The following is a 23237-nucleotide window of genomic DNA, read 5'->3' on the forward strand; positions in this document are numbered from 1 at the left end:
GGTGAGCACGTGAGCGAGCACCGCCGCCCCGGCCGTCCCCAGATCGCGGATCCCGACCAGATCGCGCGCATCGCCGCGACCCTGTTCGCGGAGCGCGGCTACGCCGCCGTCTCGATGGACGACATCGCTGAGCGCTCGGGGGTGTCGCGACGGACGCTGTTCCGGCACTTCGAGAACAAGGCCGACCTCGTGTGGCGCGACTTCTTCGCGACGTACCGTCGCCTCGCGGAGCGGCTCGCCGACCCCGCGACCGAGCCCGGCATGGCCGGCCTGCGCGCCGCGATGCGCGAGACGCTCGAGGTGCCCGGCGAGGAGGAGGAGATCACGCGGGTGCGCCTGCGGATCATCGGCGCGTCGTCGGAGGTCTTCGCCGCGGGAGTCCGCGGCCTGGGCGACATGACCGAGGGCCTGTCCCGCCAGGTCGCGAAGGCCGAGCACATCGACGAGGACAGCCTCGAGGCGCGCGCCGCGGGCCAGGCGATCACCGGCTGCATCCTCGCGTCCGCCGTGTGGTGGGCGAGCCACTCCGAGGAGCCGATCGTCGAGGTCCTCGACCGCGCGCTCGCGAGCCTCGAGCGCGGCATCGCCTGACCCGCACGCCCGCCGCGCCCGCCGCGCGGACGCGGGGACGATGTGTCAGCCGAGCAGTCCCGGCGGCCCGACGACGGCCTGGTAGCTCACGGTGTGCCCGAGCTCCGGCTGCTCGGCCGCGACGTCCGTGAGGATCTCCTGCTCGACACCCGCCTCGAAGTCGACGGTGATCCGCGCCGCCTCGCGCCCGTCGGCGGTGACCACGGACACCCCGGACTCGCTGCAGCCCCACGACACGGCCCAGAACTCCTCCGCGGCGTCGAGCGGGCGGGCCGAGCCCGTGCATCGTGACTCCCGGCCCGACGGGTCCTCGATCACGTTCTCGATGGTGGCGACGCCGTCCGCGACGTGGAAGACGACGACGCGGGCCGCGCCAGCGCCGCCCGAGCCGTTGTCGAACACGGAGAAGCGGTCGCCGCCGAGCCATCGGAAGTCGTGCTGGCCGCTCAGCACGGCGCGGTCGCCCAGCAGCCCGTCGGGGTCGTCGACGGCGAGCGCGAGGTCGCTGTCGTCCTGCCCGAACGTCCACAGAAGGTCGCCCGAGGCGACGTCGATCGCCATGACGGAGCTGGGGTGGCGCATCGACACGTACACCGTGGCGCCGTCGTCGGACGGCTGGACGGAGTTGCAGTGGAACGGGTCGACCGGCGCGTACACCGCGGTCGTGGAGGCGGAGTCGAGCATCGCGTCCGTGAAGTGGTCGAGCGCGGACCACTCCCACACGGGCTCGTCGTCGCGGACGTGGACGATCTCGCAGTCGTAGACGCGCTCGAGCTCCTCGTCCTCGTCGGCCAGGCCGCACGGGTAGACGTCGTCGTCGCACGCGACCGGCACGTAGCGGTCGGCCCAGAACCCGGCGCCGTCCTCGTCCATGAGGACCGCGTGGTGGTCGAGGTCGAACGCCTCGGTCGACTCGTCGATCGCGATGCCGGCGGCGTCGAGGGTCGAGACCCTGGCGCAGAACGCGTAGCCGCCGCTGTCGGACAGGCACGCGCGGCTGAGCCCGACGAGCCCGTCGTCGGACGCCGTGAGCGCCGCGAGGGCGGAGCCCGAGACGTCGAGGACCGCGAGCGGAGCGAGGTCGCCGCGCAGCTCGAGCACGGCCTGGGTGCCGGAGGTGAGGAGGGGCGCAGCGAGGTAGATCGAGGCGTCGAGCCCGGACGCCTGCTCCGCGAGGTCCGCGTCGACCACCTCGTGCTGCAGCGCGTAGGTTGCGAGGGCCTCGTCGAGGTCGCCGGCCTGCTGCGACACGGGCGGGGCGTTGCTGGGCGACGAGGTGGCCCCGCCGCCGAGGCAGCCCGCGACGGCAAGGACTCCCATCAGGGATAGACCTGCGCGTATCGGGCGCCTCACGCCCCGACGTTAACCCGGGTCAGACGCCGAAGACCAGCGCGACGTTGTGGCCGCCGAAGCCGAACGAGTTGTTGATCGCCGCGATCTGGCCCTCGGGCAGCGCGCGGGGCGTGTCGCGGACCAGGTCGACCTCGAGCTCCGGGTCGGGCTCGGTGACGTTGATGGTCGGGGGAACGGTGCGGGTCTCGAGCGCCTTGATGGTGAAGACGGACTCGAGCGCGCCCGCGCCGCCGAGGAGGTGGCCGGTCATCGACTTGGTCGCCGACAGCAGCACCTGGTCGGCGTGCGAGCCCAGCAGCGAGCGGATGCCGCGCGCCTCGATCATGTCGCCCACCGGGGTCGAGGTCGCGTGCGCGTTGACGTGCGCGACGTCGGCGGTGGTGAGGCCGGCGCGCTCGAGCGCGAGCTCCATGGCGCGCGTCTGGCCGGCGCCGTTGGGCTCGGGGGCGGCGATGTGGTGGGCGTCGGCGGTCATGCCGAGGCCGAGGACGGAGGCGTAGACGCGCGCGCCGCGCGCCTTGGCGTGCTCCTCGGACTCGAGGACCAGCACGCCGGCGCCCTCGCCCATGACGAAGCCGTCGCGGCTCACGTCGTAGGGACGGGACGCGCCCGCGGGGTCGTCGTTGCGCTTGGACAGCGCCTGCATGGCGGCGAACGCGGAGAGGGGCAGCGGGTGGATCGCCGCCTCGGTGCCGCCGCAGATCACCACGTCCGCACGGCCGGACTGGATCATCTCGAAGCCCATGCCGATCGCCTCGGCGCCGGACGCGCACGCGGAGACGGGCGAGTGCGAGCCCGCACGGGCCTTGAACTCGAGCGAGACGTACGCGGTGGGGGAGTTGGGCATCAGCATGGGCACGGTGAGGGGCAGGACGCGCGAGGCGCCCCGCTCCTTCACCGTGTCCCACGCCGTGAGCATCGTCCACACGCCGCCGATGCCGGAGGAGACGACGCTCCCCAGACGCTCGGGGTCCACCTCGGGCGTGCCCGCGTCCGCCCAGGCCTCGCGCGCGGCCACGATCGCCATCTGGGCGGACGGGTCCATGCGCTTGGTCTCGGGACGCGAGAGCACCTCGGACGGCGGCACCACGAGCTGACCGGCGAATGTCACCGGCACGCCGTACTGCTCCGCCCAGTCGTTCTCCAGCGTGCGGACGCCGGAGCGGCCGGCGAGCGCGGCCTCCCAGGTGCTGGCGACGTCCCCGCCGAGCGGCGAGGTGGTGCCGAGTCCGGTGACGACGACGTTCATGGGCGGTCCTCCGAGGGGGATGAGGGGGTGTGGGACGGGCTTGCTGCGGTGCTTAGGCCGCGGCGATGTAGTCGACGGCGTCGCCGACGGTGACGAGGTCCTTGACCTTCTCGTCGGGGATGCGGACGTCGAACTTCTCCTCCGCGAGGGTGACGATGGTCATCATCGACAGCGAGTCGATGTCGAGGTCGTCGGTGAACGACTTCTCGAGGGTCACCTCGGCGGTGTCGATGTCGGTCTCCTCCGAGACGATCTCGGCCAGGCCGACGAGGACCTCATCCTTGGACAGTGCCATTGCTGCTCCTTCGTGTCGCGGCGCCGGGGCGCCATGTTCGGGGATGAACGCTTGTGAACTTACCGTGGGGCCCTCCGTCAGGGGAGGACGACCACCTGGGCGGCGTAGACGAGGCCCGCGCCGAACCCGATCTGGAGGGCGAGGTCGCCCGACTTCGCGTCGCCGTCGCGCAGGACGCGCTCGGTCGCGAGCGGGATCGACGCCGCCGAGGTGTTGCCCGAGTCGACGATGTCCTTCGCCACCACCACGTGCTTCGGCAGCCCGATCTGCTTGACCATCTGGTCGATGATGCGGATGTTCGCCTGGTGGGGGATGAACACGTCGATGTCGTCGGGCGTGATGCCCGCGGCCTCGATGGCCTGCAGCGCGACCGGCGCCATCTTGAAGGACGCCCACTTGAAGACGCTGGGGCCCTCCTGGCGCAGGGTCGGGAACGGCGTGCCGGGCTTGTCGCGCACGTCGAGCCACGAGTCGGTCTGGCGGATGAGCTCCGCGCCCGAGCCCTCGGAGCCCCACACGGTGGGGCCGATGCCCGGCGTGTCCGAGGCGCCGATGACGACCGCGCCGGCGGCGTCGCCGAGCAGGTACGAGATCGAGCGGTCGGCGGGGTCGACGAAGTCGCTGAGCTTCTCCGCGCCCACGACGAGGACGTGGCGGGCCGCGCCCGAGCGGACCAGCGCATCGGCCTGCCCGATGCCGTAGCAGTACCCCGCGCACGCGGCGGAGATGTCGAAGGCGGCCGCGGGCGTCGCGCCGAGGCGGTCCGCGAGGACCGGGGCGCCGCCGGGCGTGATGTGCGGGTAGGAGATGGTCGACAGGATGACGGCGTCGATCTCGGACGCGTCGATGCCGGCCTGCGCGATGGCGTCGCGCGCGGCCCGCTCCGACAGGTCGATGACCGAGGTGTCCTTGTCGGCCCGCACGCGCGTGACGATGCCGGTCATCTTGCGGATCCACTCGTCCGACGAGCTGATCGGCTCGACGAGGTCGTCGTTGGGGACGGCGTGCTCGCCGCGGGCGACGCCGAGGCCGAGGATGCGGGTGAACTCCGGTCCGCGGCGGACGTTGAGGGTGGTCATGCGGCGGTCTCCAGGAGGTCGCGGGCGGCGGCGAGGTCGTCGGGGGTCTTGAGCGCGACGGACGGGACGCCCTTCATGGCGCGCTTGGCGAGGCCGGCGAGGACGCCGCCCGGCGCGACCTCGACGATCCCGGTGACGCCCAGCTCGAGCATCGTCTCCATGCACAGGTCCCAGCGCACCGGGTTGGCGACCTGGCGCACGATGCGCGCGAGGGCGTCGGCGCCGTCCACCACCTTCGCGCCGTCGGCGTTGGACAGCAGCACGCCGGCGGGCTCGCCGGGCGAGACCTGGGCGGCCGCGGCGTCGAGGTCGGCGACCGCGGGGACCATGTACGTCGTGTGGAACGCGCCGGCGACCTGCAGCTCGATGACGCGGGCGCGGGCCGGCGGCTCCGCGACGAACGCGTCGATCGCGGCCTTCGCGCCGGCGGCGACCACCTGGCCGCCGCCGTTGACGTTGGCGGGCGTGAGGCCGTGCTTCTCGAGCGCGGCGGCCACCTCGGCGGCGTCGCCGCCCAGGACCGCGGCCATCGAGGTGGGCTCGGACGATGCGGCGGCCCGGGCCATCGCGGCGCCGCGCACCGCGACGAGGCGCATGGCGTCGGCGTCGGTGAGGACGCCCGCGAGGGCGGCGGCGCCGAGCTCGCCCACGGAGTGGCCCGCGGCGAGCGCCGGGGCGGCGCCGCCGAGCAGCGCGCGACCGGTCGCGATCGCGGTGGCGACCAGGAGCGGCTGGGCGACGGCCGTGTCACGGATGGTGTCCGCGTCCGACTCGGTGCCGTGGCGGACGATGTCGACGCCGGCGGCCTCGGAAAGGCCGGCGAGGGACTCGGCGACCTCGGGGAGCTCGAGCCATGGGGCGAGCATCCCCGGCGTCTGGGCACCCTGGCCGGGACAGAGAATGGCGATCACGGGTTATAGCCTGCCTCACATGCGAGGGCCCTCCGCGGCATCAGGGTACCGATTCGGGCGCGAGTTCTTGTCGGAAACCTACAAAGGGGCGGTGCTGGCGTCGCGCAGGCGGCCGAGCGCGAACGCGATCTGCAGGACGTGCGCGTCGCGGGTCGAGAGCACGTCCCAGCCGGTCAGCTCGGCGACCTTGCGCAGCCGGTAGCGGACCGTGTTGGCGTGGACGAACATCGTCCGGCTCGCCAGCTCGAGGGAGCGGCCGCAGTCGAGGAATGTCGCGACGGTCTCCTTGAGCGAGCCGCCCGCGGACGCGATCGGGTCGTACGCGACCGCGATGAGCCGGTCCGCCGCGGCCGAGTCGCCCACGAGCACGCGCTCGGGCAGGAGGTCGTCCGCGTTGACCGGGCGCGGGGCGAGCGCCCACGCGGGGGCCGCGGTGGCGCCGTAGATCGCCGCGCGGGTGGCGCGCGCGACCTCGACGAGCGTGACGGCCGGCGGGCCCACGACCACGGGGCCGGGGCCGAAGCACGGCAGCAGCATCGCGTTGAGCTCCTCGAGGTCCCCGTCGATGCGCGCGATCACCACGAGGTCCTCGCCGTGGATGCCGACGAGCGCCCCGTGGGCCGCGCGGCGGATGGTGCGGCGCAGCTCCGCGGACTGGACCTCGCCGAGCGGGCCGTCGGTGCGGCCGACGAGGACGAGCGTGGGCCCGGGCTTCCAGCCGAGCGCGGCCGCGCGCGACGGCAGGTCGTCGTCCACCTCGCCGCGCACGAGAGCGTCGACGACGAGCGCCTCGAGGCGGGCGTCCCACGCGCCGCGCGACTCCGCGGCGCGCGCGTAGACCTCGGCGGCGGAGAACGCGATCTCGCGCGAGTAGCGCAGGATCGCCTCGCGCAGGTGCGCCTCTGCGCCGGCGGCGGCGAACTCGTCCGAGTGGTCCTCGACCACCGACACGAAGGTGCGAACGATCGTCAGCGTGTGCTGGAGGGAGATGGTCCGCGTGAGCTCCGGCGGTGCGGAGGCGAACATCTCGAGCGTGCCGCGGTGGCCGGCGTGCGGGTCCGCGAAGTACGCGACGAAGGACGCGATGCCCGCCTGCGCGACCGAGCCCACCCACGAGCGCTCCTGCGCCGGCAGCTCCCGGAACCACGGGTAGTCGGCGTCGAGCTTCTTGAGCGCGATGGTGGCGAGGCGGCCCGTGCCGGCACGGAGGCGGCGCAGCGTCTCGGCGCGCATGTCCGGGGTGACCATGCGGGCCAGCGTAGCGGGCGGTTGTGGGAACGGCACAACGCCGCACGAGGCGCGGGCGGGGTCGCGTGCGGCAGGAAGCCCGCCGCATCGTCCCGTCGCTGTGGTGCCCCACAACCGCGCGCCCCGACAGTGCGCACGGATCTCGCCGCGACACGCCGGGGCGTCGGCTCCGCTCCGCCGCTGGGCCCGGCGTGCCGCTCCCGGATCCGTGCCCAGTGTCCAGATTGGGGACTTTGCCGAGAGTCGTCGCTGGTGTCGCGTTTGTCGCCGGTAGCGTCGGCACCAGGCTCGAGGCCAGGAGGAGAGATGTCGCCACGTCCGCGTCCGTTGCTGGGGATGGTGCTGGGGCTGCTGCTGGGCCTCGTGACCGTGGGGCTGCTGTGGCAGCTCGGCGTGATCGATCCCGGGCGCACGGTGCTGTTCGGGGTGTCCGCCCTCGCGGTGATGCTCGTCGCCGGCCTCCTCACGCGCGACGCGTCGCGGGCCCGGGGACGGTACACCGCGGTCGTCGCGATCGCGGGCGTGCTCGGCGGCGTCGCGCTCACCGGCATCGGCGAGCTCGTGCGTCCCGGGTCGATCTCGGACGGCTGCACGGTCGAGGCGTCCGTGGGCGACACCGTCGTGGCACCGGAGAACACGGCCGCGCTCACGCCGCTCGTCGTCCCCGCCGACGGCGTGGTGACGTGGACCGCTGGCTCCGAGACTCCCGTCGCGGTGACCGAGCGCGTCGCGGGCGTGGTGATCGGCGGCTTCGAGATCCCGATCCGGACGGTGACGTCGGCGGGCGCGCCCGAGGCCCAGGAGATGTCCGGCGAGGTCGTCGTCGCGGACGCCCTCACGTGGATCACGGACCGCTCGTGGCTCGAGCCGACCGGCGTCTATCACGCGTACGGCACGATGGCGGGCGGCTCGGTCCGGTGCGAGCTCGACGGCTACGTCAAGGTGGCGCCCGCGGGCGTGTTCTCGACCAACACGCTGACGATCCTGTGGATCTCGCTCGGCGTGCTGCTCCTCCTCATCGCGTGGGCGGCCTTCGCGGTCCGGCGGTCCTTCACCCGCGCCGATCAGGACGAGGCACGCGCGCTCGAGGCCGCCGCCGCGGGTTTCGCCGCGGGGGAGGGGGCGCACGCCTCGAACGGCGACGGCGCGCCCGTCGACTACATCGACCCGGTGCCGGCGTGGAGGCCGGACGATCAGGCCCCCGCCGGCGGCGCCGACGAGATCGTCGCGCCGCCCGCCGAGGAGGCCGTGCAGCGGCGGTCGGCGTTCGCTGCGCCGAACGACGATGCTTCCGGGGACGGCTCCGGCGGCGGGAGCCAGGGCGCGGACGACTCGGTCGCGGCCTGGGTCGCGGGCGAGCCCGCCATGGAGGGTGGCGACGACGACCTGCTGACCGAGGGGCTCGAGGACGCGGACGCCGAGGAGCCGGTCGACGCGGAGGCCGAACCGGCTGATGCCGAGGTCGAGGACGAGAGCGAGGCGGAGCCCGAGCCCGAGGAGACGGAAGGCGAGCCCGAGGAGGCGGAGCCCGAGCCCGAGGAGACGGAAGGCGAGCCCGAGGAGGCGGAACCGGTCGCCGAAGGCGAGGGGCCTGACGAGGACGCGGAGCGCATCGTCCCCGCCGACGGCGAGGATGCCGACGCGCCCGTCGAGGACGAGCCCCGGGCGGACGACGCCGCGGCCGACGACGACGGAGCCGACAACGACGAAGGGCCGGAGGCCCCGTCCGAGGACGAGGACTCCGGCCCCAAGCCGTGAGCCGCTAGGCGATCAGGCCTCGCCGCCGGCGTTGCCCGACGTGCCCTTGCGGACGTCGTGCAGCTCGTAGCGGCGGATGGCCTCCGCGAACGTGCCGGGCTCGACCTCGCCACGGCGCTCGAGCTGCTGGAGCACGCGCACCGCGGTCGAGGCGCCGTCGATGTGGAAGTAGCGGCGGGCGGCGGCGCGGGTGTCGGAGAAGCCGAAGCCGTCCGCACCGAGCGTCGCGTACTCGCCGGGGATCCACGCGCGGATCTGGTCGACCACGAGGTGGTCGTAGTCCGAGGTCGCGATGAACGGACCCGCGGCGCCCTGGAGCTTCTGCGTGAGGTACGGGGTGCGGAAGCCCTCCTCGGGACGGAGGAAGTTCGCCTCCTCGCACTCGAGGGCCTCGCGGCGCAGCTCGTTCCACGAGGTCACCGACCAGATCGCGGCACGCACGCCGTAGTCGCGGAGCAGCATCTCCTGCGCCTCGAACGCCCACGGCACACCCACGCCGGAGGCGAGGATCTGCGCCTCGGGGCCATGGCCCTCGGGGGCGTCCGACACCTTGTGGATGCCCTTGAGGATGCCCTCGACGTCCACGTTCTCGGGCTCGGCCGGCTGCTGGTACGGCTCGTTGTACACCGTGAGGTAGTACATGACGTTCGGGTCGCGCCCGTCGTCGCCGTACATGCGCTGGAGGCCGTCCTTGACGATGTGACGGATCTCGTAGCCGTATGCGGGGTCGTAGTGGATGACCGCCGTGTTGGTGCCCGCGATGAGCGGCGAGTGGCCGTCGGCGTGCTGCAGGCCCTCACCCGTGAGGGTGGTGCGGCCCGCGGTGGCGCCGATGATGAAGCCGCGCGTGAGCTGGTCGCCCGCCGCCCAGAACTGGTCGCCGGTGCGCTGGAAGCCGAACATCGAGTAGAAGATGTAGAACGGCACGAGCGCCTCGCCGTGCGTGGCGTACGAGGTGCCCACGGCCTGGAACGCGGCGGCGGAGCCGGCCTCGTTGATGCCCGTGTGCATGATCTGGCCCTGCTCGGACTCCTTGTAGGAGAGCATGAGCTCGCGGTCCACCGGCAGGTAGTTCTGGCCGTTGGTGTTGAAGATCTTCGCGCTCGGGAAGATCGAGTCGAGGCCGAACGTGCGCGCCTCGTCCGGGATGATCGGCACGACGCGGTGGCCGAACTCCTTGTCGCGGACCAGGTCCTTGAACAGGCGGACGAACGCCATGGTGGTGGCGACCTCCTGCTTGCCGGAGCCCTTGGCGAGGAGGTCGTAGGCCTTCTCGTTCGGCAGCGCGACCTGCTTCTTGGGGTCGCGGCGCTCGGGCACGAAGCCGCCGAGCGCGCGGCGGCGCTCCAGCATGTACTGCACGGCCGGGTCCTCGAAGCCGGGGTGGTAGTACGGCGGGTTGTACGGGTCGGCGTCGAGCTGCTCGTCCGTGAAGGGGATGTCGAAGGTGTCGCGCAGGACCTTGAGGTCCGCCGCGGCGAGCTTCTTCATCTGGTGCGTGGCGTTGCGGGCCGCGAAGTTCGAGCCCAGGCCGTAGCCCTTGATGGTCTTCGCGATGATGACCGTCGGCTTGCCGTTCTTCATGGTGGTCGCGCGCTGGTAGGCGGCGAAGAGCTTGCGGTAGTCGTGGCCGCCGCGCTTGAGGGCCCAGATCTCGTCGTCGGTCATGTCCTTGACGAGCTCCTTGGCGCGCGGGTCGCCGCCGAAGAACTGGTCGCGGATGAACGCGCCCGACTCGGCACGGAACGTCTGGAAGTCGCCGTCGGGGACGGTGTTCATGAGGTTGACGAGGGCGCCGTCGTGGTCGCGCTTGAGCAGCGGGTCCCAGCCACGGCCCCAGACGACCTTGATGACGTTCCAGCCGGCGCCGCGGAAGTACGCCTCGAGCTCCTGGATGATCTTGCCGTTGCCGCGGACCGGGCCGTCGAGGCGCTGCAGGTTCGCGTTGACCACGAACGTGAGGTTGTCGAGGTTCTGGGTCGCGGCGAGCTGCAGCATGCCGCGGCTCTCCGGCTCGTCCATCTCGCCGTCGCCGAGGAACGCCCACACGTGCTGCTCGGACGTGTCCTTGATGCCGCGCATGTGCAGGTAGCGGTTGGTCCACGCCTGGTAGATGGCCGAGGCGGGGCCGAGGCCCATCGACACGGTGGGGAACTCCCAGGTGTCGGGCATGAGGCGGGGGTGCGGGTAGGACGACAGGCCGCGGCCGGGGCCCGACTTCTCCTGACGGAACGAGTCGAGGTCCTCGGCGCCGAAGCGGCCCTCGACGAAGCCGCGCGCGTACACGCCGGGGGCCGCGTGACCCTGGAAGTAGACCTGGTCGCCGCCGCCCGGGTGGTCCTTGCCGCGGAAGAAGTGGTTCATGCCCACCTCGTACAGCGTCGCGACGGACGCGTACGACGAGATGTGGCCGCCGACGCCCTTGCCGGCCGCCTGCGCGCGGGTCACCATGACGGCCGCGTTCCAGCGGATCCAGCCGCGGTAGCGGCGCTCGATCTCCTCGTCGCCGGGGAACTCGGGCTCGTCGTCGGCGTGGATCGTGTTGACGTACGGCGTGTTGAGGCTGAGCGGCACGCTCAGCTGCTTCTTCGCCGCGTGGTCGACCAGCTGGTCCACGATGTACTCGGCGCGGCTCTCGCCGCCGGACTCGATGAGCCCATCGAGGGACTCGAGCCACTCCTGGGTCTCGCTCGGGTCCTTGTCAACCTCGCCGTGATGTGCCACAGGTGACCTTCCTGTCGGGCGCGCGGTGGCGCGCCGGATGATCTGGGGTGATCGCACGGCGTGATGCGCCCGCGTTCCCCACATTGTTTGCCACAGAACAGGTTAACGTCACGCGGGGACTGCCGCGCACGGGGTGATTGCACCGACCTGCGCGTACCTCTACTGTGGACGCCAGGCACGTGCTCCGGCACGTGAGTCACCGAAGAAGGGGGTCCCGCCACCGTGGCGACGCAGGAGGACGCGCAGGCGGCGGTCGACGCCGTGGTCGCGAGGCTCGGTTTGAAGGCCGGCCAGATCATCCAGGAGTTCGGCTACGACCAGGACACGGACACCGAGTTCCGTTCCGCGGTCGAGGCCCTCACAGGAGAGGACCTCGTCGACGAGGACTTCGGCGACGTGACCGACGGCTCGCTCGTCTGGTTCCGGGACGGCGACGACGACCTCGCCGACCTCCTCATGGACGCGCAGACGCTGCTCGACGACGGCGCCGCGGTGTGCGTGTGCACGCCCAAGGCGGGGCTGCCGGGCCACGTCCAGCCGCGCGACGTGCAGGAGGCCGCCTCGGTCGCCGGCCTGCACGCCACCTCCACGTTCGTCATCGGCTCCCGCTGGACCGCGACCTACCTGGTGGAGAAGGGCCGCTCCAAGTGACCCACCCCCTGGTGGGCCACGAGGCCCCCGAGTTCAGCATGACCGACACCCACGGCCGCACGGTCACGTCCGAGGACCTGCGCGGCACCGCGTACCTGCTGGTGTTCGTGCCGTTCGCGTTCTCCGACACGTGCACCAACGAGCTCATCGAGCTGCGCGCGGCGGACGACCTGCTCACGCGGGACGGCCTGCGCGTGATCGTGGTGAGCTGCGACTCCGTCTACACGCTCAAGGCGTGGGCCGATACGCACAGCTACAAGGCGGACCTGCTGTCGGACTTCTGGCCCCACGGCGAGGTGTCGCGCCAGTACGGCGTCTTCAACCCGCGCAAGGGCCTCGCGACGCGCGGCTCGTTCCTCGTGGACGCCGAGGGCGTGTGCCGATGGGCCATCGTCAACCCCGAGGGGGAGGCGCGCGACGTCGCCGAGTACCGCGGCGCGGTGGAGTCGCTGCTCGGCTGAGTCGCCGCTCGGCCGCGGCGCTCGCCGTCGCATCGTCCTGCCACAATGGTCCGCGGGCCCTTAGCTCAGTTGGTTAGAGCACTGCGTTTACACCGCAGGTGTCGTCGGTTCGAGTCCGGCAGGGCCCACCAACCCCTCCATCCCGCGACCCTCGGCGGCCCGCGCGGTCGCGAGCAGCACGGTGGCGACGTCCGCTGCCGTCTCGAGCGGCGCATCGTCCACCCCGGCGAACAGCGCCGCGAGCCCCTCGAGGTGCTCGCCGGCGTGCCGGTCCCAGAACTCCCGATGCTGCGGAGTGAGGTGGAGCCGCAGCGTCCGCGCGTCGTCGGGGTCGGGCGCGATGTGGAGGAAGCCCGCCTGCTCGAGCCGCAGCGCGAGCTGCTTGGCCGCCTGCCGGGACGTCCCGTAGCGGTCCGCCGCCGCCCTCAGCGTGGGGGCCTCGTCGCCGAACGTCTCGATGGCGACGAGCAGCATCCACTGCTTCGCGGACAGGCCCGCGGGCGCGAGCATGTCGTCCAGCAGGTTCTTCCACGACTGGCTCAGCAGGAACACGGTCGCGAACACGGTGCGCGCCGCATCGTCCCGGCCGCTCATGCCGCGACCGCCGGGGCGGCGACGCGCGCGTCCTCGTCCGCCGTGGACCGCGCCGCCAGGAAGGCGAGCGTCCCCGACGCGGCCGCCAGGAGGCCGAAGACCGCCGCGGGCGCGGCGCTCTCTGCGAGCCCCGCGGACACGAGCCCGATGACCATCGCGACCAGCGCGACCGCGAGGAGGGCGGTGAAGGCGAGCGCGGCCGTCGCGAGCACGTAGCCGCGGACCCGCCGCTGCAGCACCCACGCGCCGGTGAGCGCGAGCGTGGGCAGCATGATCGACAGGTCGAGGACCTCGATCCCGTTGGTGGGCGTGCCGGACTCCGCGAGCGTCTCGGGCGCGGTGCCGTCGAGGAGCGCGGGCACGATGTCCGCCAGCCACAGGAACGCGAAGACCGCCACGACCGCCCACAGCGCGCCCGCGGCGGCGCGGCGCGGCCAGCGCGGACCGAACGCGTCCAGCGGCACGTCGCGGATCGCGGTGGCGAGGCTCGTGGCGAGGGTGAGGGACGCGAGACCGAAGGCCGACGTGTACACGAGGAACAGCGCGTTGAACTGCACCATGAACGATGCGATCGCATAGGTGTAGGCGAGGTACAGCACGGCGCCGTGCCACAGCAGCCACGCGCCGCGCGAACCGCGCCGCGCCGCGAGCGCGAGGAGCAGCAGCGCCGGCACGGCGACGAGCAGCGTGACCCAGTCCTGGGCCGCGGCCTGCACCGCGAAGCTCTCCCGGTCGCGCGCGTACAGGTCGGGGTCGAGCGCGCCCACGCCGGCGGCGACGGCGGCGAGCGCCGCGAGCGGGACGGACATCGCGAGCGGGATGCGGGGGATCGCGGCCATGGTGATGCCCTCCTCGGGCCCGGCACCGGGCGGCGCCGATAGGCAACACGTTACCTATCCGGGTGGCGTGCGCCCGGGACCAGGGTCCCGTTGAGGGTTCTGGGCGCCTCGCGGCGGAGTGCGGCGGGACGATGCGCGGCGCGCGCTAGCCTCGAACCACGCAGGCGGACCTGGGAGGAGGCGGTCGTGTCGTTCGAACTCGGCGAGCACGAGGGCGGGCTCAAGAAGGGCGCGAAGTACGAGGCGTTCGCCAAGCGCGCCGACGGCGCCATGGCGGTTCTCGCGATGGTCTTCCTCGTCGTGTGGTCGGCGCGCATCGCCTTCCGCGACGAGCTGCCCGGCAGCGTCCGCGCGACGCTGCTCACCATCCAGAGCCTCGTGTGGCTCGTGTTCATCGTCGACCTGGTCATCCGCGTCGCGATCCACGAGCAGCGCTGGCGCTTCCTGCTCACGCACCCGCTCGACGTGGTCGCGGTCATCATCCCGGCCGCGCGCCCGCTCAAGATCCTGTCGGTGTTCGCGTCGGGGACCATGCTGGCGAGCCGCAAGGGCGTGGTGAAGTCCACGCAGGCCGTCCTCATCGCCGTGCTGCTGCTCCTGTGGATCGCGGCGGTGGCGATGCTCGACGCCGAGCGCGGTCACGAGGGAGCGCAGATCGTCAACTTCGGCGACGCGGTGTGGTGGGCCCTCGTCACCGTCACCACGGTCGGCTACGGCGACTACGCGCCGGTGACGATCGAGGGGCGCGTCGTCGCGACCATCCTCATGCTCATCGGCATCGCCCTCATCGGTATCGTCACCGCCTCCGTCGCGGCCTGGTTCGTCAGCCTCACGCAGGGCGTCGAGGAGGAGAAGGAGGAGGCCCGCGAGGTCGAGCGCGAGGAGATCACGCGCCAGCAGCTGCTGTCGCGCATCGGCGACCTCGAGGCGAAGCTCGACGAGCTCGCCGGACGCGGCGGACCCGGGGCCTCGGGGCTGCCGCACCTCACGCCCAAGCCGCCGAGCGACGCGGACCCGCGCTCGCGCTAGGCGCGCGCGACCGCCGCGCGCCGCGGGAGGATCCGCGCTACGAGCGGAGGTCGGCGCGGCGCGTCGACCACCGCCACCACGCGAGCGACAGCGCGCCGATGACGAGGGTGCCGCCCAGCGACACCGCGCGCCACACGAGCGTGCCGGCGACGAGGGTCGCCTCGGGCACCGCCGGCGTGTCGGTGAGCCACGCGGCGATGAGCGCCGCGTCGAGCACGCCGAAGCCCAGGAACGGCAGGATCGTCAGCGGGTAGAGCAGCAGGAAGACGCCGACGATCTCGACCGCCGACAGGCTCGCCCCGACGCCGACGAGCCGGAGGCTCGCGAGCACGATCGCGGCCTCGGCGACCACGCCCGCAAGGCCGAGGGCGATCGACGGCATGAGGTGCAGGCGGTACGAGTCGGACACCCGCGCCCGGAAGTCGCCGACAGCGGCGGCCCAGACCGCGCCGTCCGCGGGACGCCCGAACCGCGTCGCGATGCGCGCGCCGAGGTGGCCGAGGGTGTGGGCCCAGCGCTCCGAGCGCACGACCAGCGTCAGGGCGGCCAGGATCGCCGCGGCGACGCCCAGCGAGGCGATCGCGAACCACCATTCGTGGCGCTCGACGCCGCGGATCGCAACCACGCCGAGCCCGAGCACGGGCGCCAGGAAGCGCACCCCCCAGAAGACGACGGTCGTGAGCGTGACGCCCGCCATGCCGTCGACGGGGTCGATGCGCCACGAGCGGAACATCCCGACGCGCAGCACCAGGTCCGAGGGCGGCGGCGCGAGGGTGGCGACGAGGTTGGCGCCCATCTCGTTGTGGAGCGCGCGCTTCCAGCCGAGGCCCTCGACCACGCGGGCGAGGGGCGCGGAGCTGAACAGCTGGCGGAGCAGCAGCAGCGCGATGAGGAGCGGCGGGCTCCACCACGGGAGCGTGCCGAGCGCCTCGCCGACCGCCGGCCAGTCGACCTGGGCGCCGAGCGAGTACAGCGCCCAGAGCACCGCCGCCACCACGACGATCGTGACGACCCGGCGCCACACGTGCGCGCGACCGGATGCGGGTCGTTCGGCGGGCGCGGGCACGCCGTCACTCTATCCGCGGCCCGGGCGCCGCAGCCGGGACGTGCGCCGAGTAGCCTTGCCCCATGACCTCCGTGGCCGATGTGATGGACGCACTCGAGAAGCGCTTCCCCCTCGACCTCGCGGAGGACTGGGACGTCAACGGGCTGTGCGTCGGCCGCCCCGACGCCGAGGTCACCCGCGCGCTGTTCGCGGTCGACCCGACGATGGCCGTGGTGCAGGAGGCCGTCGAGGCCGGTTGCGACCTCATCGTCACCCACCACCCGCTGCTGCTGCGCGGCGTCACCACGGTGCATGCCGACACCCCGAAGGGCGCCGTCATCCACGCGCTCATCGAGAACGGCGTGGCCCTCTACAACGCGCACACCAACGCCGACCACGCCGGCACCGGCGTCGCCGAGGCCCTCGCCGAGGTGCTCGGCGTCTCCGGCGCGCTGCCGCTCGTGCCGCTCAAGGACGACGCGGAGCAGGGGACCGGTCGCATCGGCCGCCTCGACGCCCCCATCACGCTGCGCGAGTTCGCCGAGCGCGCCGCGACCGTCCTGCCCGAGACCTCCCACGGCGTGCGCGTCGCGGGCGACCTGGACGGCACGGTGCAGACCATCGCCGTCGTCGGCGGCTCGGGGGACTCGTTCCTCGGCGCCGCGCGCGAGGCCGGCGCGGACGTCTACCTCACCGCCGATCTGCGCCACCACCCGGCGTCCGACGCCCGCGAGGCCGCGCTGCTCGGCGACGGTCGGCCGTTCCTCGTCGACGTCGCCCACTACGCGTCCGAGTGGACGTGGCTGGAGGCCGCCGCCGAGTACCTCGGCGACGCCACCGGCATCGACACCCTCGTCTCGACCCTCACCACCGACCCCTGGACCGCGCGCTTCTAGCGCGAAGGAGAACCACACGTGCCCACCGCTCCCGCAGCCGACCAGATCCGCCTCCTCGACGTGCAGGACATCGACCTGCGCGCCCAGCAGGCCCGCCACCGCCGCGACCACCTGCCGGTGCTCGAGCAGATCAAGGAGCTCACCGCCCGCGCGAACGACCTCGACGAGGCCCGCGTCGCGACGTCGACCAAGGTGTCCGACCTGCGCCGCGCCGTCCAGAAGGCCGAGGACGACGTCCAGGTGGTCCGCGACCGCGCCGCGCGCGACAACGCGCGCCTGTCGGCGGGCCAGGGCACCCCCAAGGACCTCCAGGCGCTGCAGGCCGAGCTCGCGGTCCTCGGGCGCCGCCAGGAGGCCCTCGAGGAGGTCGAGCTCGAGGCGATGGAGGCGCTCGACGTCGCCGAGAAGGAGCACGCCTCCGCCAAGGAGCAGGTCGAGGCGATCGAGTCCCAGCTGACCGGGCTGAACGCCGAGCGCGACGCCGCCTGGCGCGACCTCGACGCCGAGCTCGCGACCCTCGCGACCGAGCGCGAGGCCGCCGCGGCGGGTCTCGACGCGGGCCTGGTCGCCCTGTACGAGAAGCTGCGCGCCAGCCACGGCGGCATCGGCGCGGCCGCGCTCGCCCAGGGCCAGTGCCTCGGCTGCCGCACCGTGCTCAACCCCGGCGACCTGCGCGACATCGAGGCGAAGCCCGCGGACGCGATCGTCCGCTGCGAGGAGTGCAGCCGCATCCTCGTGCGCGGCGCGAAGAAGTGAACGGCGGGACGATGCCGGATCCGGCCGAGGAGACGCAGGTCGAGCCCGCGGTCCCGCACCACGCGCACCGCTTCGACGACGGCACCGACCTCGGCGGCGAGGCGCCCTCCGACGTGCCCACCGCATCGTCCCCGGCCCCGCGCGTGCAGTCGCCGTTCTCGCCCGACGAGGAGGACCTGGTCGCGCCGCTGACCCTCGTGCTCGTGCGGCACGGCGTCACCGAGATGACGACCTCGCGTCGCATGTCCGGCTCGGGCGTGCCCGGCCCCGCGCTGAGCGGGCAGGGGCGGGTCCAGGCGGCGAAGGCCGCGGACCTCGTCTACGGGATGGGCAGGCGCACGTGGATGCACCTGCCGCACGTCACGCGCGTGCTCGCCTCGCCGATGGTGCGCACGCAGGAGACCGCGGCGGCGCTCGGCCGCCGCGTCGGCGCGCATGTCGAGACCGAGGCACGCATCAAGGAGGTCGACTTCGGCGTGTGGGAGGGCCTCACGGTCGCCGAGATCATCGAGCGCGACGGGGACGCGATCCACGCGTGGCGCCGCGCCGAGACCTCGGCGCCCGAGGGCGAGTCGATCGCCGAGGTCGGCGCGCGCGGCTATTCGGTGGTCGAGGAGCTCGCACGCGAGCACGCCCACCACTGCATGTCGGGGCGCGACCTGCCGCGCGGCGTCGCGCTCGTGTCGCACGCGGTCGCGATCAAGTCGATCGTGGGCGTCGCGCTCGGCATGCCCGCGTCGCACTGGGGCTCGATCTGGCCGTCGCCCGCGTCGACCTCGATCCTCCAGGTGCGGGCGCGCAAGGACGGCTCCATCGCCGAGCAGCACGTGCTCGCGGTGGGCGTGCCGGTCGAGTAGCGCGGTCCGGGCGTCCGGGGGTGGGCCTGGGGCGTCCCGGCGCGGTTTCGGTGCGCCTGCGCGCTCTCGTGTCGGCTCGTGTCGGGCTGCTCGCGGTGGTCGCTCCGCGCTGTTTTAGGAAATCCTGAAATAGTCGGTTGCGCACACGGCCCGGCGGCCGAGCCCGCCACCGCCGCGGATATCGACCGCGCCCAGCCGCAACCGGCGTACCGGGCGGCACCTCGCGAGACGTCGCAGGCGCGACGGTGGGCGACGAGCGATCGGTACGCCGGTTCGCGCAGGTGCCTCGGGCATTGCGGGTGTCGCGGGCGTCGCGGGTGTCGCGGGCGTTGCGGACGCGCCTATTCGCCGTCGCGCGAGAGCTGCTTGCGCAGGAACTTCCGGTCGTCGTTGGCGTACGCGTAGTACCAGCCGATGAGCAGTCCTCCGCCGACGAAGTTGCCCAACAGGACGATGCCGAGCTGGGCGAGCGCGAGGCCGTAGTCGAGGCCGTGCGTGAGGGCGGACACCGTGAACACGACGGTGTTGGCGACCGAGTGCTCGAAGCCGACGAAGGCGAAGACGAACACGCTCATCACCATGGCGACGATCTTGGTGAGGTCCTCCTTGATCACTCCGTTGTAGACGAGCAGCATGCCCAGGTTGATCATGAAGTTGCACAGCACCGCGCGCATGAAGAGGTCGGACATCCCGGCGAGGCCGTGGTCGAAGTACTCGAGCTTGTGCTCGACCGCGGCATCGAGCTGGGCGCCCATCGCGCCGTCCGCCATGCTCGAGCCGGCCACCATGATCGCGACGGCGAGGCCGCCGATGAAGTTGCCGCCGTAGCACATGAGCAGGATCCGCAGCGACTTCAGCGGGGTGGTCCGGCGGTAGTACGCGCCGATCGAGACGATCATCATGTTCGAGGTCAGCAGCTCGGACTTGCTGTAGTAGATGAACACGAGCGCGAAGCCGAAGACCATCGAGCCGACGAGCTTGCCGACGTTGACCCAGTCGCCGTCGCCGACGCTCTCGAAGGCCGCGATCACCGCGAAGGTCGTGAGGTACATGACGCCGATGATCACGCCGGCCATCGCGGCGCGCATGAGGTACACGCGGGCCAGCCCGCCGCTCATCGCGGTCTTGGTCTCGAGCGCGTCGAGCACGGTCGAGATGAACTGCTTCCCGGGGAACAACCGGCTCGTATCGCTCATGGCCCCAGGCTCCCACAGAGAGCGCGGGGCGGTGTGGGACCCGGCGCGGCACGTACCCGGGACCGTGATCGAGCAGGCCCGGAAGCCGCGACGCCCCCTCGGACGTTGCCGAAGAGGAACCCTTCGAGAGGAGCGCCGATGTCCGCCGTGCCCAAGCCGCCGTCCAGCTACGAGGACCCGATCGTCGCGCCGCACTCGCTGAGCGGGCGGCGGATCCTGGTGGTCGGCGGGTCGTCGGGCTTCGGGCGGCAGGTCGCTGTCGACGCGTCGCTCGCCGGGGCCGACGTCATCGTCGTCGGGCTCGACCCCGCGAAGTCCCACGCGACCGCGCAGGAGTGCGGCGCGCTGGGCCGTGGCAAGGCGAGCGCGCTGGCCTTCGACGTCACCACCGACTCGGGCCGGGAGCGGCTGGTCGAGGCGGCGGGTCGGGTCGACCACGTCGTGTCGACGCTCGGGGGGCGGCTCGGCGACCATGTGCGCGAGGACGACGACGAGGCCATCCGCGACGTCGCGCGCCGCAAGGTCCAGGACAACCGCGACCTGGTTGACGCGCTCGCGGACAGCGTGCTCGACGGAGGCTCGTTCGTGCTGACGGCCGGCACCACGCGGCGCCCCGGGGCGCACGACGGCGTCGAGGCCGTGATGGGCAACGAGCAGATCGTCGCGCTCGTGCGCGAGAAGGCGCTCGCGCTCGCCCCGCGCCTGCGCGTCAACGCCGTCGCGCCCACGTGGACGCAGACCCCGCTGTGGCGCCACCACTCGGACGAGAGGATCGTGGAGATGCGCCACGAGATGGAGCGGCGCATCCCGCTCGGTCGCACCGCCGACATCCGCGAGGTCGCCCGCGCCTACCTCTTCCTCATGACGAGCAGCTTCGTCACCGGCCAGACGGTGGCGGTCGACGGCGGCTACTCGCTCACCTGAGGTTCCCGCTCCTCTGCTGCCCCCCGCCGCAACCGGCGTACGGATCCGGGCTCGGCAGCGAACTGCCTGCCAGCGGAGGCGGAGGTCGGGACGATACGCCGGTTGCGCGGGTGGCGGCCGGGGCCGGTGGGTGGGGCGCGGGCTCAGCCCGCGATGACGAGCGTGAGCTCGTCGGGCCCCTTCTCCTTGGCGGTGAGGCTCACGTCCACGAGGGCGTCGCCGATCATGCCGGCGGCCGCATCGGCGAGGTCGGCGGCGGTCTCGGGCCGCGCATCGTCCCTCACGAGGTGAGCCGCGAGAAGGCCGCGCGTGTGCTTGGCCATGTGGCTCACGACCGCGCGCTTGCCGTTGAGCTCGCGCTGGACGGATACGGCGACCCAGGGGGAGTCGGTGGGCCGGTAGGCGGCGACGTACGAGGCGCTGCGGCAGTCGACGACGAGGCCGCCGTCGGCGAGCGCGTCCAACTCGCCGGGCAGGTGCCGCTTCCAGAAGGTGGCGAGCTTGCCGAGATCAGCGAGGCCCGTGCCCATGGAGAGGCGGTACGCCGGGATGCGGTCGGCGGGGGAGACGGCCCCCCACAGCGCGGACACGATCCGCACGCTCTCGCGCGCCTTGTCGAGGGTCGCGGCGTCCCAGTCGGCCATGCCGGCGGCGTCGTAGAGGACGCCTGTGTAGACGGTGGACGATGCGGCGGCAGGGTTGTCCCACACGGTGCGGTTGCGCTCGACCTCCGCCCGCAGCGACGCGCCGACGCCGAGGAGGTCCATCGCGTCCCGCCGGCCGGACACCGCCGCGAGCGCGTCGCCGACGCGGCGGCGGTGCTCCTCGAGCGTCGGGTGGGACAGGGCGGCGAGGTCGACCGGGGCTCCCGAGGCGGGGGCGGTCTTGCCCTCGGAGGGCGGGAGCAGGATCAGCACGGGGACCAGGGTAGGCGGTCGCCGGGGCCGTGCCGTCCGGCGGAGGTCACACCTCTGACGGCGGGTGGAGTGTGGTCCGTGCGGCTACTGCAGCGAACCCAGCCACGTCTCGAGCCGGTCGAGCCCCTCGACGATGTCCGCGTGCGACGCGGCGTACGACAGCCGCACATGGGTGTCGCCGTGCGTGGCACCGAAGTCGCGGCCGGGGGTCAGCGCGACGTGCGCCTCCCGCAGCGCGCGGCCGCAGAACTCCCACGCGTCGAGCCCGGTGCCGGAGACGTCCGCGAACGCGTAGAACGCGCCGTCCGGCTCTGAGGGCACGGGGAGGCCGATGCGCGCGAGCCCGTCGAGCATCGTGCGGCGGCGCGCGAGCAGGTCGAGGCGGCGCTCCTCGGCCTCGGCGAGCGACTCCGGGGAGAAGGCCTCGAGCGCGGCGATCTGCACGGGGGCGGACGCCGACAGGAAGTAGTTCATGGCGAGCCGTTCCACCGGCCCGACCAGCTCCTGGGGCAGCACGCACCAGCCCAGGCGCCAGCCCGTCATGCCGAAGGCCTTGGAGAACGAGTTGAGGACGATCGCGTCGGGATCGTGCGCGAGGACAGTGCGCTGGGGCGAGCCGTCGGGGTTGCGGTCAGCCGTGTCGAGGTAGATCTCGTCGACCAGCCGCCATGCGCCGCGCTCCCGGGCGAGGTCGCTGATCGCGGCGAGCTCGCCCTGGCGGATCGTCGTGCCGGTGGGGTTGGACGGCGTCGCGACCATCACCACGCCGGTCTCGGGGGTCCACGCCTTCTCGACCAGGTCGCGGGTGAGCTGGAAGCGCGTCGCGGGGGAGGTGGGCACCGTGAGCGCGCGGCCGCCGAACGACGCGACGATCTGCCGGTTGCACGGGTAGCTCGGGTCCGCCATGAGCACGTCGGTGCCGTCCTCGACGGTCGCGGCGATCGTGAGCACCAGCGCCGCCGACGCGCCCATGGTGACCGCGATGCGCGCGGGGTCGACCTCCACGCCGTGGCGCGCGCGGTAGAAGCCGGCGATCGCCTGGCGCAGCTCGGGGGTGCCCAGCGACGATGTGTACGCGAGGCGACGCCCGTCCATCGTCCCCACCATCGCGCGGCGGACCGCGGCCGGGGCGCCGAAGTCGGGCTCGCCCAGGTTGAGGCGGACGATGCGGTGGCCGGCGGCCTCGAGCTCGCTCGCGAGGTCACCGAACGCCATCGCGTGGAACGGCTCGATCGCCTGCGCGCGCCGCGAGACCCGCATGGTCGCTCCTCTGCTCGGGTCCGGGCTCCATCCTCGCGGATGCACGGCGCCAACCGGCGTATGGATCGCGGCTCGATCTCCAGTACCAGGGCGGTGGTCGGGCGAGGCGGCATCGGTACGCCGGTTGGGTGCGGCTACCGGCGACGACACCCGTCCAGGTATCCTTGCAGGGCGGATGAGCTGGCCAGGCGGCCGCGTGGCCCCCTCGGGGGTCCCGAGGAACGTCCGGGCTCCGCAGGGCAGGGTGATGGCTAACGGCCACCCGGGGTGACCCGCGGGACAGTGCCACAGAGAGAAGACCGCCTCGCCTCCTCGGAGGAGGGGTAAGGGTGAAAGGGTGAGGTAAGAGCTCACCGCGCGACTGGTGACAGGAGCGGCAAGGTAAACCCCACCCGGAGCAAGGCCAGACAGGATGCGTTCGAGGGCTGCCCGCCCGAGCATCCGGGTAGGTCGCTAGAGGCGTACGGCAACGTGCGTCGTAGATGGATGGCCGCCCCTCGTGAGCGGTGACGCGAGCGAGCGACAAAACCCGGCGTATCGGCCAGCTCATCCGCACGTCTTCGCGGGCGCGACGCGTACGATCCCGGCCGCCGAGGGTCGGCTT

Annotated in this window: 22 protein-coding genes, 1 tRNA gene and 1 other RNA gene; 11 read left to right on the forward strand and 13 right to left on the reverse strand. The window is 72.8% G+C overall.

The window, feature by feature from the left end; genetic code table 11:
- Window positions 1–9: 9 nt before the first annotated feature.
- Entirely contained in the window at window positions 10–591 is a 582-nt protein-coding gene (locus AOM07_RS10965) for a TetR/AcrR family transcriptional regulator (protein WP_062313740.1), read from the forward strand.
- Between the two features lie 45 nt (window positions 592–636).
- Here AOM07_RS10965 and AOM07_RS10970 read toward each other — a convergent pair whose 3' ends face one another.
- From AOM07_RS10970 to AOM07_RS10995, 6 genes are all read right to left on the reverse strand, one after another.
- Window positions 637–1911 (reverse strand): arylsulfotransferase family protein, encoded by a 1275-nt coding sequence (locus AOM07_RS10970; RefSeq protein WP_062313742.1) that lies wholly within the window; start codon window positions 1909–1911, stop codon window positions 637–639.
- A 52-nt stretch (window positions 1912–1963) separates the two neighbouring features.
- Window positions 1964–3193, reverse strand: a complete 1230-nt coding sequence (gene fabF / locus AOM07_RS10975) for a beta-ketoacyl-ACP synthase II (protein WP_062313745.1) — start codon at window positions 3191–3193, stop codon at window positions 1964–1966.
- A 52-nt stretch (window positions 3194–3245) separates the two neighbouring features.
- Window positions 3246–3488 carry an acyl carrier protein gene (locus AOM07_RS10980; RefSeq protein ID WP_062313747.1) on the reverse strand — a complete coding sequence of 81 codons (243 nt, stop codon included), beginning with the start codon at window positions 3486–3488 and terminating at the stop codon, window positions 3246–3248.
- A gap of 77 nt (window positions 3489–3565) precedes the next feature.
- Window positions 3566–4567 (reverse strand): beta-ketoacyl-ACP synthase III, encoded by a 1002-nt coding sequence (locus AOM07_RS10985; protein WP_062313749.1) that lies wholly within the window; start codon window positions 4565–4567, stop codon window positions 3566–3568.
- Window positions 4564–5478 carry an ACP S-malonyltransferase gene (locus tag AOM07_RS10990; protein ID WP_062313750.1) on the reverse strand — a complete coding sequence of 305 codons (915 nt, stop codon included), beginning with the start codon at window positions 5476–5478 and terminating at the stop codon, window positions 4564–4566. Before AOM07_RS10990 ends, AOM07_RS10985 begins: the two co-directional genes overlap by 4 nt.
- A 78-nt stretch (window positions 5479–5556) precedes the next feature.
- Window positions 5557–6726 carry a PucR family transcriptional regulator gene (locus tag AOM07_RS10995; protein ID WP_062313753.1) on the reverse strand — a complete coding sequence of 390 codons (1170 nt, stop codon included), beginning with the start codon at window positions 6724–6726 and terminating at the stop codon, window positions 5557–5559.
- Between the two features lie 306 nt (window positions 6727–7032).
- Between AOM07_RS10995 and AOM07_RS11000 the strand changes: the two genes are divergently transcribed.
- Window positions 7033–8484, forward strand: a complete 1452-nt coding sequence (locus tag AOM07_RS11000; RefSeq protein WP_156171911.1) for a hypothetical protein — start codon at window positions 7033–7035, stop codon at window positions 8482–8484.
- Window positions 8485–8496: 12 nt separating this feature from the next.
- On the opposite strand, the gene aceE is transcribed toward AOM07_RS11000, so the two are convergent.
- Window positions 8497–11292, reverse strand: coding sequence for a pyruvate dehydrogenase (acetyl-transferring), homodimeric type (gene aceE, locus AOM07_RS11005; protein ID WP_084830264.1), 2796 nt, complete (start codon window positions 11290–11292; stop codon window positions 8497–8499).
- 138 nt (window positions 11293–11430) lie between these two features.
- Here aceE and AOM07_RS11010 point away from each other — a divergent pair, with 138 nt between their 5' ends.
- The 3 genes from AOM07_RS11010 to AOM07_RS11020 all read left to right on the forward strand — a co-directional run bounded on the left by AOM07_RS11010 (window position 11431) and on the right by AOM07_RS11020 (window position 12451).
- Entirely contained in the window at window positions 11431–11859 is a 429-nt protein-coding gene (locus AOM07_RS11010; RefSeq protein ID WP_062313759.1) for a DUF3052 domain-containing protein, read from the forward strand.
- Window positions 11856–12320: a redoxin domain-containing protein gene (locus AOM07_RS11015; RefSeq protein WP_082227180.1), complete on the forward strand. Its 465-nt coding sequence runs from the start codon at window positions 11856–11858 to the stop codon at window positions 12318–12320. Before AOM07_RS11010 ends, AOM07_RS11015 begins: the two co-directional genes overlap by 4 nt.
- A gap of 54 nt (window positions 12321–12374) precedes the next feature.
- A tRNA-Val gene (locus AOM07_RS11020) sits at window positions 12375–12451 on the forward strand.
- Here the strand turns inward: AOM07_RS11020 and AOM07_RS15195 are convergent.
- Window positions 12408–12914, reverse strand: coding sequence for a MarR family winged helix-turn-helix transcriptional regulator (locus tag AOM07_RS15195; protein ID WP_369401220.1), 507 nt, complete (start codon window positions 12912–12914; stop codon window positions 12408–12410). The two genes, AOM07_RS11020 and AOM07_RS15195, sit on opposite strands and share 44 nt — an antisense overlap.
- Window positions 12911–13753: a hypothetical protein gene (locus tag AOM07_RS11025; protein ID WP_062313761.1), complete on the reverse strand. Its 843-nt coding sequence runs from the start codon at window positions 13751–13753 to the stop codon at window positions 12911–12913. Before AOM07_RS11025 ends, AOM07_RS15195 begins: the two co-directional genes overlap by 4 nt.
- 186 nt (window positions 13754–13939) lie before the next feature.
- On the opposite strand from AOM07_RS11025, the gene AOM07_RS11030 reads away from it, so the two are divergent.
- Window positions 13940–14782 (forward strand): potassium channel family protein, encoded by an 843-nt coding sequence (locus AOM07_RS11030; protein WP_062313763.1) that lies wholly within the window; start codon window positions 13940–13942, stop codon window positions 14780–14782.
- 37 nt (window positions 14783–14819) lie between these two features.
- Here AOM07_RS11030 and AOM07_RS11035 read toward each other — a convergent pair whose 3' ends face one another.
- Window positions 14820–15848 carry a lysylphosphatidylglycerol synthase domain-containing protein gene (locus AOM07_RS11035; RefSeq protein WP_156171912.1) on the reverse strand — a complete coding sequence of 343 codons (1029 nt, stop codon included), beginning with the start codon at window positions 15846–15848 and terminating at the stop codon, window positions 14820–14822.
- Between the two features lie 62 nt (window positions 15849–15910).
- On the opposite strand from AOM07_RS11035, the gene AOM07_RS11040 reads away from it, so the two are divergent.
- From AOM07_RS11040 to AOM07_RS11050, 3 genes are read left to right on the forward strand one after another with little or no spacing between them, the layout of a single operon-like run.
- Window positions 15911–16723: a Nif3-like dinuclear metal center hexameric protein gene (locus AOM07_RS11040; protein WP_062313767.1), complete on the forward strand. Its 813-nt coding sequence runs from the start codon at window positions 15911–15913 to the stop codon at window positions 16721–16723.
- 18 nt (window positions 16724–16741) lie between these two features.
- On the forward strand, window positions 16742–17479 hold the full coding sequence (locus AOM07_RS11045) for a zinc ribbon domain-containing protein (protein ID WP_062313769.1): 738 nt from the start codon (window positions 16742–16744) through the stop codon (window positions 17477–17479).
- A gap of 11 nt (window positions 17480–17490) precedes the next feature.
- The gene (locus AOM07_RS11050) at window positions 17491–18336 is read left to right on the forward strand and encodes a histidine phosphatase family protein (protein WP_084830270.1); all 846 of its coding nucleotides are present in this window, start codon (window positions 17491–17493) and stop codon (window positions 18334–18336) included.
- Between the two features lie 341 nt (window positions 18337–18677).
- Here the strand turns inward: AOM07_RS11050 and AOM07_RS11055 are convergent, their stop codons facing one another.
- The gene (locus AOM07_RS11055) at window positions 18678–19532 is read right to left on the reverse strand and encodes a formate/nitrite transporter family protein (protein WP_062313773.1); all 855 of its coding nucleotides are present in this window, start codon (window positions 19530–19532) and stop codon (window positions 18678–18680) included.
- Between the two features lie 138 nt (window positions 19533–19670).
- On the opposite strand from AOM07_RS11055, the gene AOM07_RS11060 reads away from it, so the two are divergent.
- The gene (locus AOM07_RS11060; protein ID WP_062313775.1) at window positions 19671–20456 is read left to right on the forward strand and encodes an SDR family NAD(P)-dependent oxidoreductase; all 786 of its coding nucleotides are present in this window, start codon (window positions 19671–19673) and stop codon (window positions 20454–20456) included.
- 143 nt (window positions 20457–20599) lie between these two features.
- Here AOM07_RS11060 and AOM07_RS11065 read toward each other — a convergent pair whose 3' ends face one another.
- Both AOM07_RS11065 and AOM07_RS11070 read right to left on the reverse strand, forming a co-directional pair.
- Entirely contained in the window at window positions 20600–21373 is a 774-nt protein-coding gene (locus tag AOM07_RS11065; protein ID WP_062313777.1) for a YaaA family protein, read from the reverse strand.
- A gap of 84 nt (window positions 21374–21457) precedes the next feature.
- Window positions 21458–22633 (reverse strand): aminotransferase class I/II-fold pyridoxal phosphate-dependent enzyme, encoded by a 1176-nt coding sequence (locus tag AOM07_RS11070; RefSeq protein WP_062313780.1) that lies wholly within the window; start codon window positions 22631–22633, stop codon window positions 21458–21460.
- A 176-nt stretch (window positions 22634–22809) separates the two neighbouring features.
- On the opposite strand from AOM07_RS11070, the gene rnpB reads away from it, so the two are divergent.
- Window positions 22810–23186: RNase P RNA component class A (rnpB, locus tag AOM07_RS11075), an RNA gene on the forward strand.
- The last annotated feature ends 51 nt before the right edge of the window (window positions 23187–23237 follow it).

The organism is Demequina rhizosphaerae (genome assembly GCF_000971255.1).
Classification (GTDB): domain Bacteria; phylum Actinomycetota; class Actinomycetes; order Actinomycetales; family Demequinaceae; genus Demequina; species Demequina rhizosphaerae.

Excerpts from the sequence above, each read along its gene's own strand:
- AOM07_RS11000 (WP_156171911.1), top strand. The coding sequence starts at position 7,033 with ATGTCGCCACGTCCGCGTCCGTTGCTGGGGATGGTGCTGGGGCTGCTG.
- AOM07_RS10970 (WP_062313742.1), bottom strand. The coding sequence starts at position 1,911 with ATGGGAGTCCTTGCCGTCGCGGGCTGCCTCGGCGGCGGGGCCACCTCG.
- AOM07_RS11050 (WP_084830270.1), top strand. The coding sequence starts at position 17,491 with ATGCCGGATCCGGCCGAGGAGACGCAGGTCGAGCCCGCGGTCCCGCAC.
- aceE (WP_084830264.1), bottom strand. The coding sequence starts at position 11,292 with ATGTGGGGAACGCGGGCGCATCACGCCGTGCGATCACCCCAGATCATC.
- AOM07_RS11055 (WP_062313773.1), bottom strand. The coding sequence starts at position 19,532 with ATGAGCGATACGAGCCGGTTGTTCCCCGGGAAGCAGTTCATCTCGACC.
- AOM07_RS11060 (WP_062313775.1), top strand. The coding sequence starts at position 19,671 with ATGTCCGCCGTGCCCAAGCCGCCGTCCAGCTACGAGGACCCGATCGTC.
- AOM07_RS10995 (WP_062313753.1), bottom strand. The coding sequence starts at position 6,726 with ATGGTCACCCCGGACATGCGCGCCGAGACGCTGCGCCGCCTCCGTGCC.
- fabF (WP_062313745.1), bottom strand. The coding sequence starts at position 3,193 with ATGAACGTCGTCGTCACCGGACTCGGCACCACCTCGCCGCTCGGCGGG.
- AOM07_RS10985 (WP_062313749.1), bottom strand. The coding sequence starts at position 4,567 with ATGACCACCCTCAACGTCCGCCGCGGACCGGAGTTCACCCGCATCCTC.
- AOM07_RS11040 (WP_062313767.1), top strand. The coding sequence starts at position 15,911 with ATGACCTCCGTGGCCGATGTGATGGACGCACTCGAGAAGCGCTTCCCC.
- AOM07_RS11070 (WP_062313780.1), bottom strand. The coding sequence starts at position 22,633 with ATGCGGGTCTCGCGGCGCGCGCAGGCGATCGAGCCGTTCCACGCGATG.
- AOM07_RS10980 (WP_062313747.1), bottom strand. The coding sequence starts at position 3,488 with ATGGCACTGTCCAAGGATGAGGTCCTCGTCGGCCTGGCCGAGATCGTC.
- AOM07_RS15195 (WP_369401220.1), bottom strand. The coding sequence starts at position 12,914 with ATGAGCGGCCGGGACGATGCGGCGCGCACCGTGTTCGCGACCGTGTTC.
- AOM07_RS11025 (WP_062313761.1), bottom strand. The coding sequence starts at position 13,753 with ATGGCCGCGATCCCCCGCATCCCGCTCGCGATGTCCGTCCCGCTCGCG.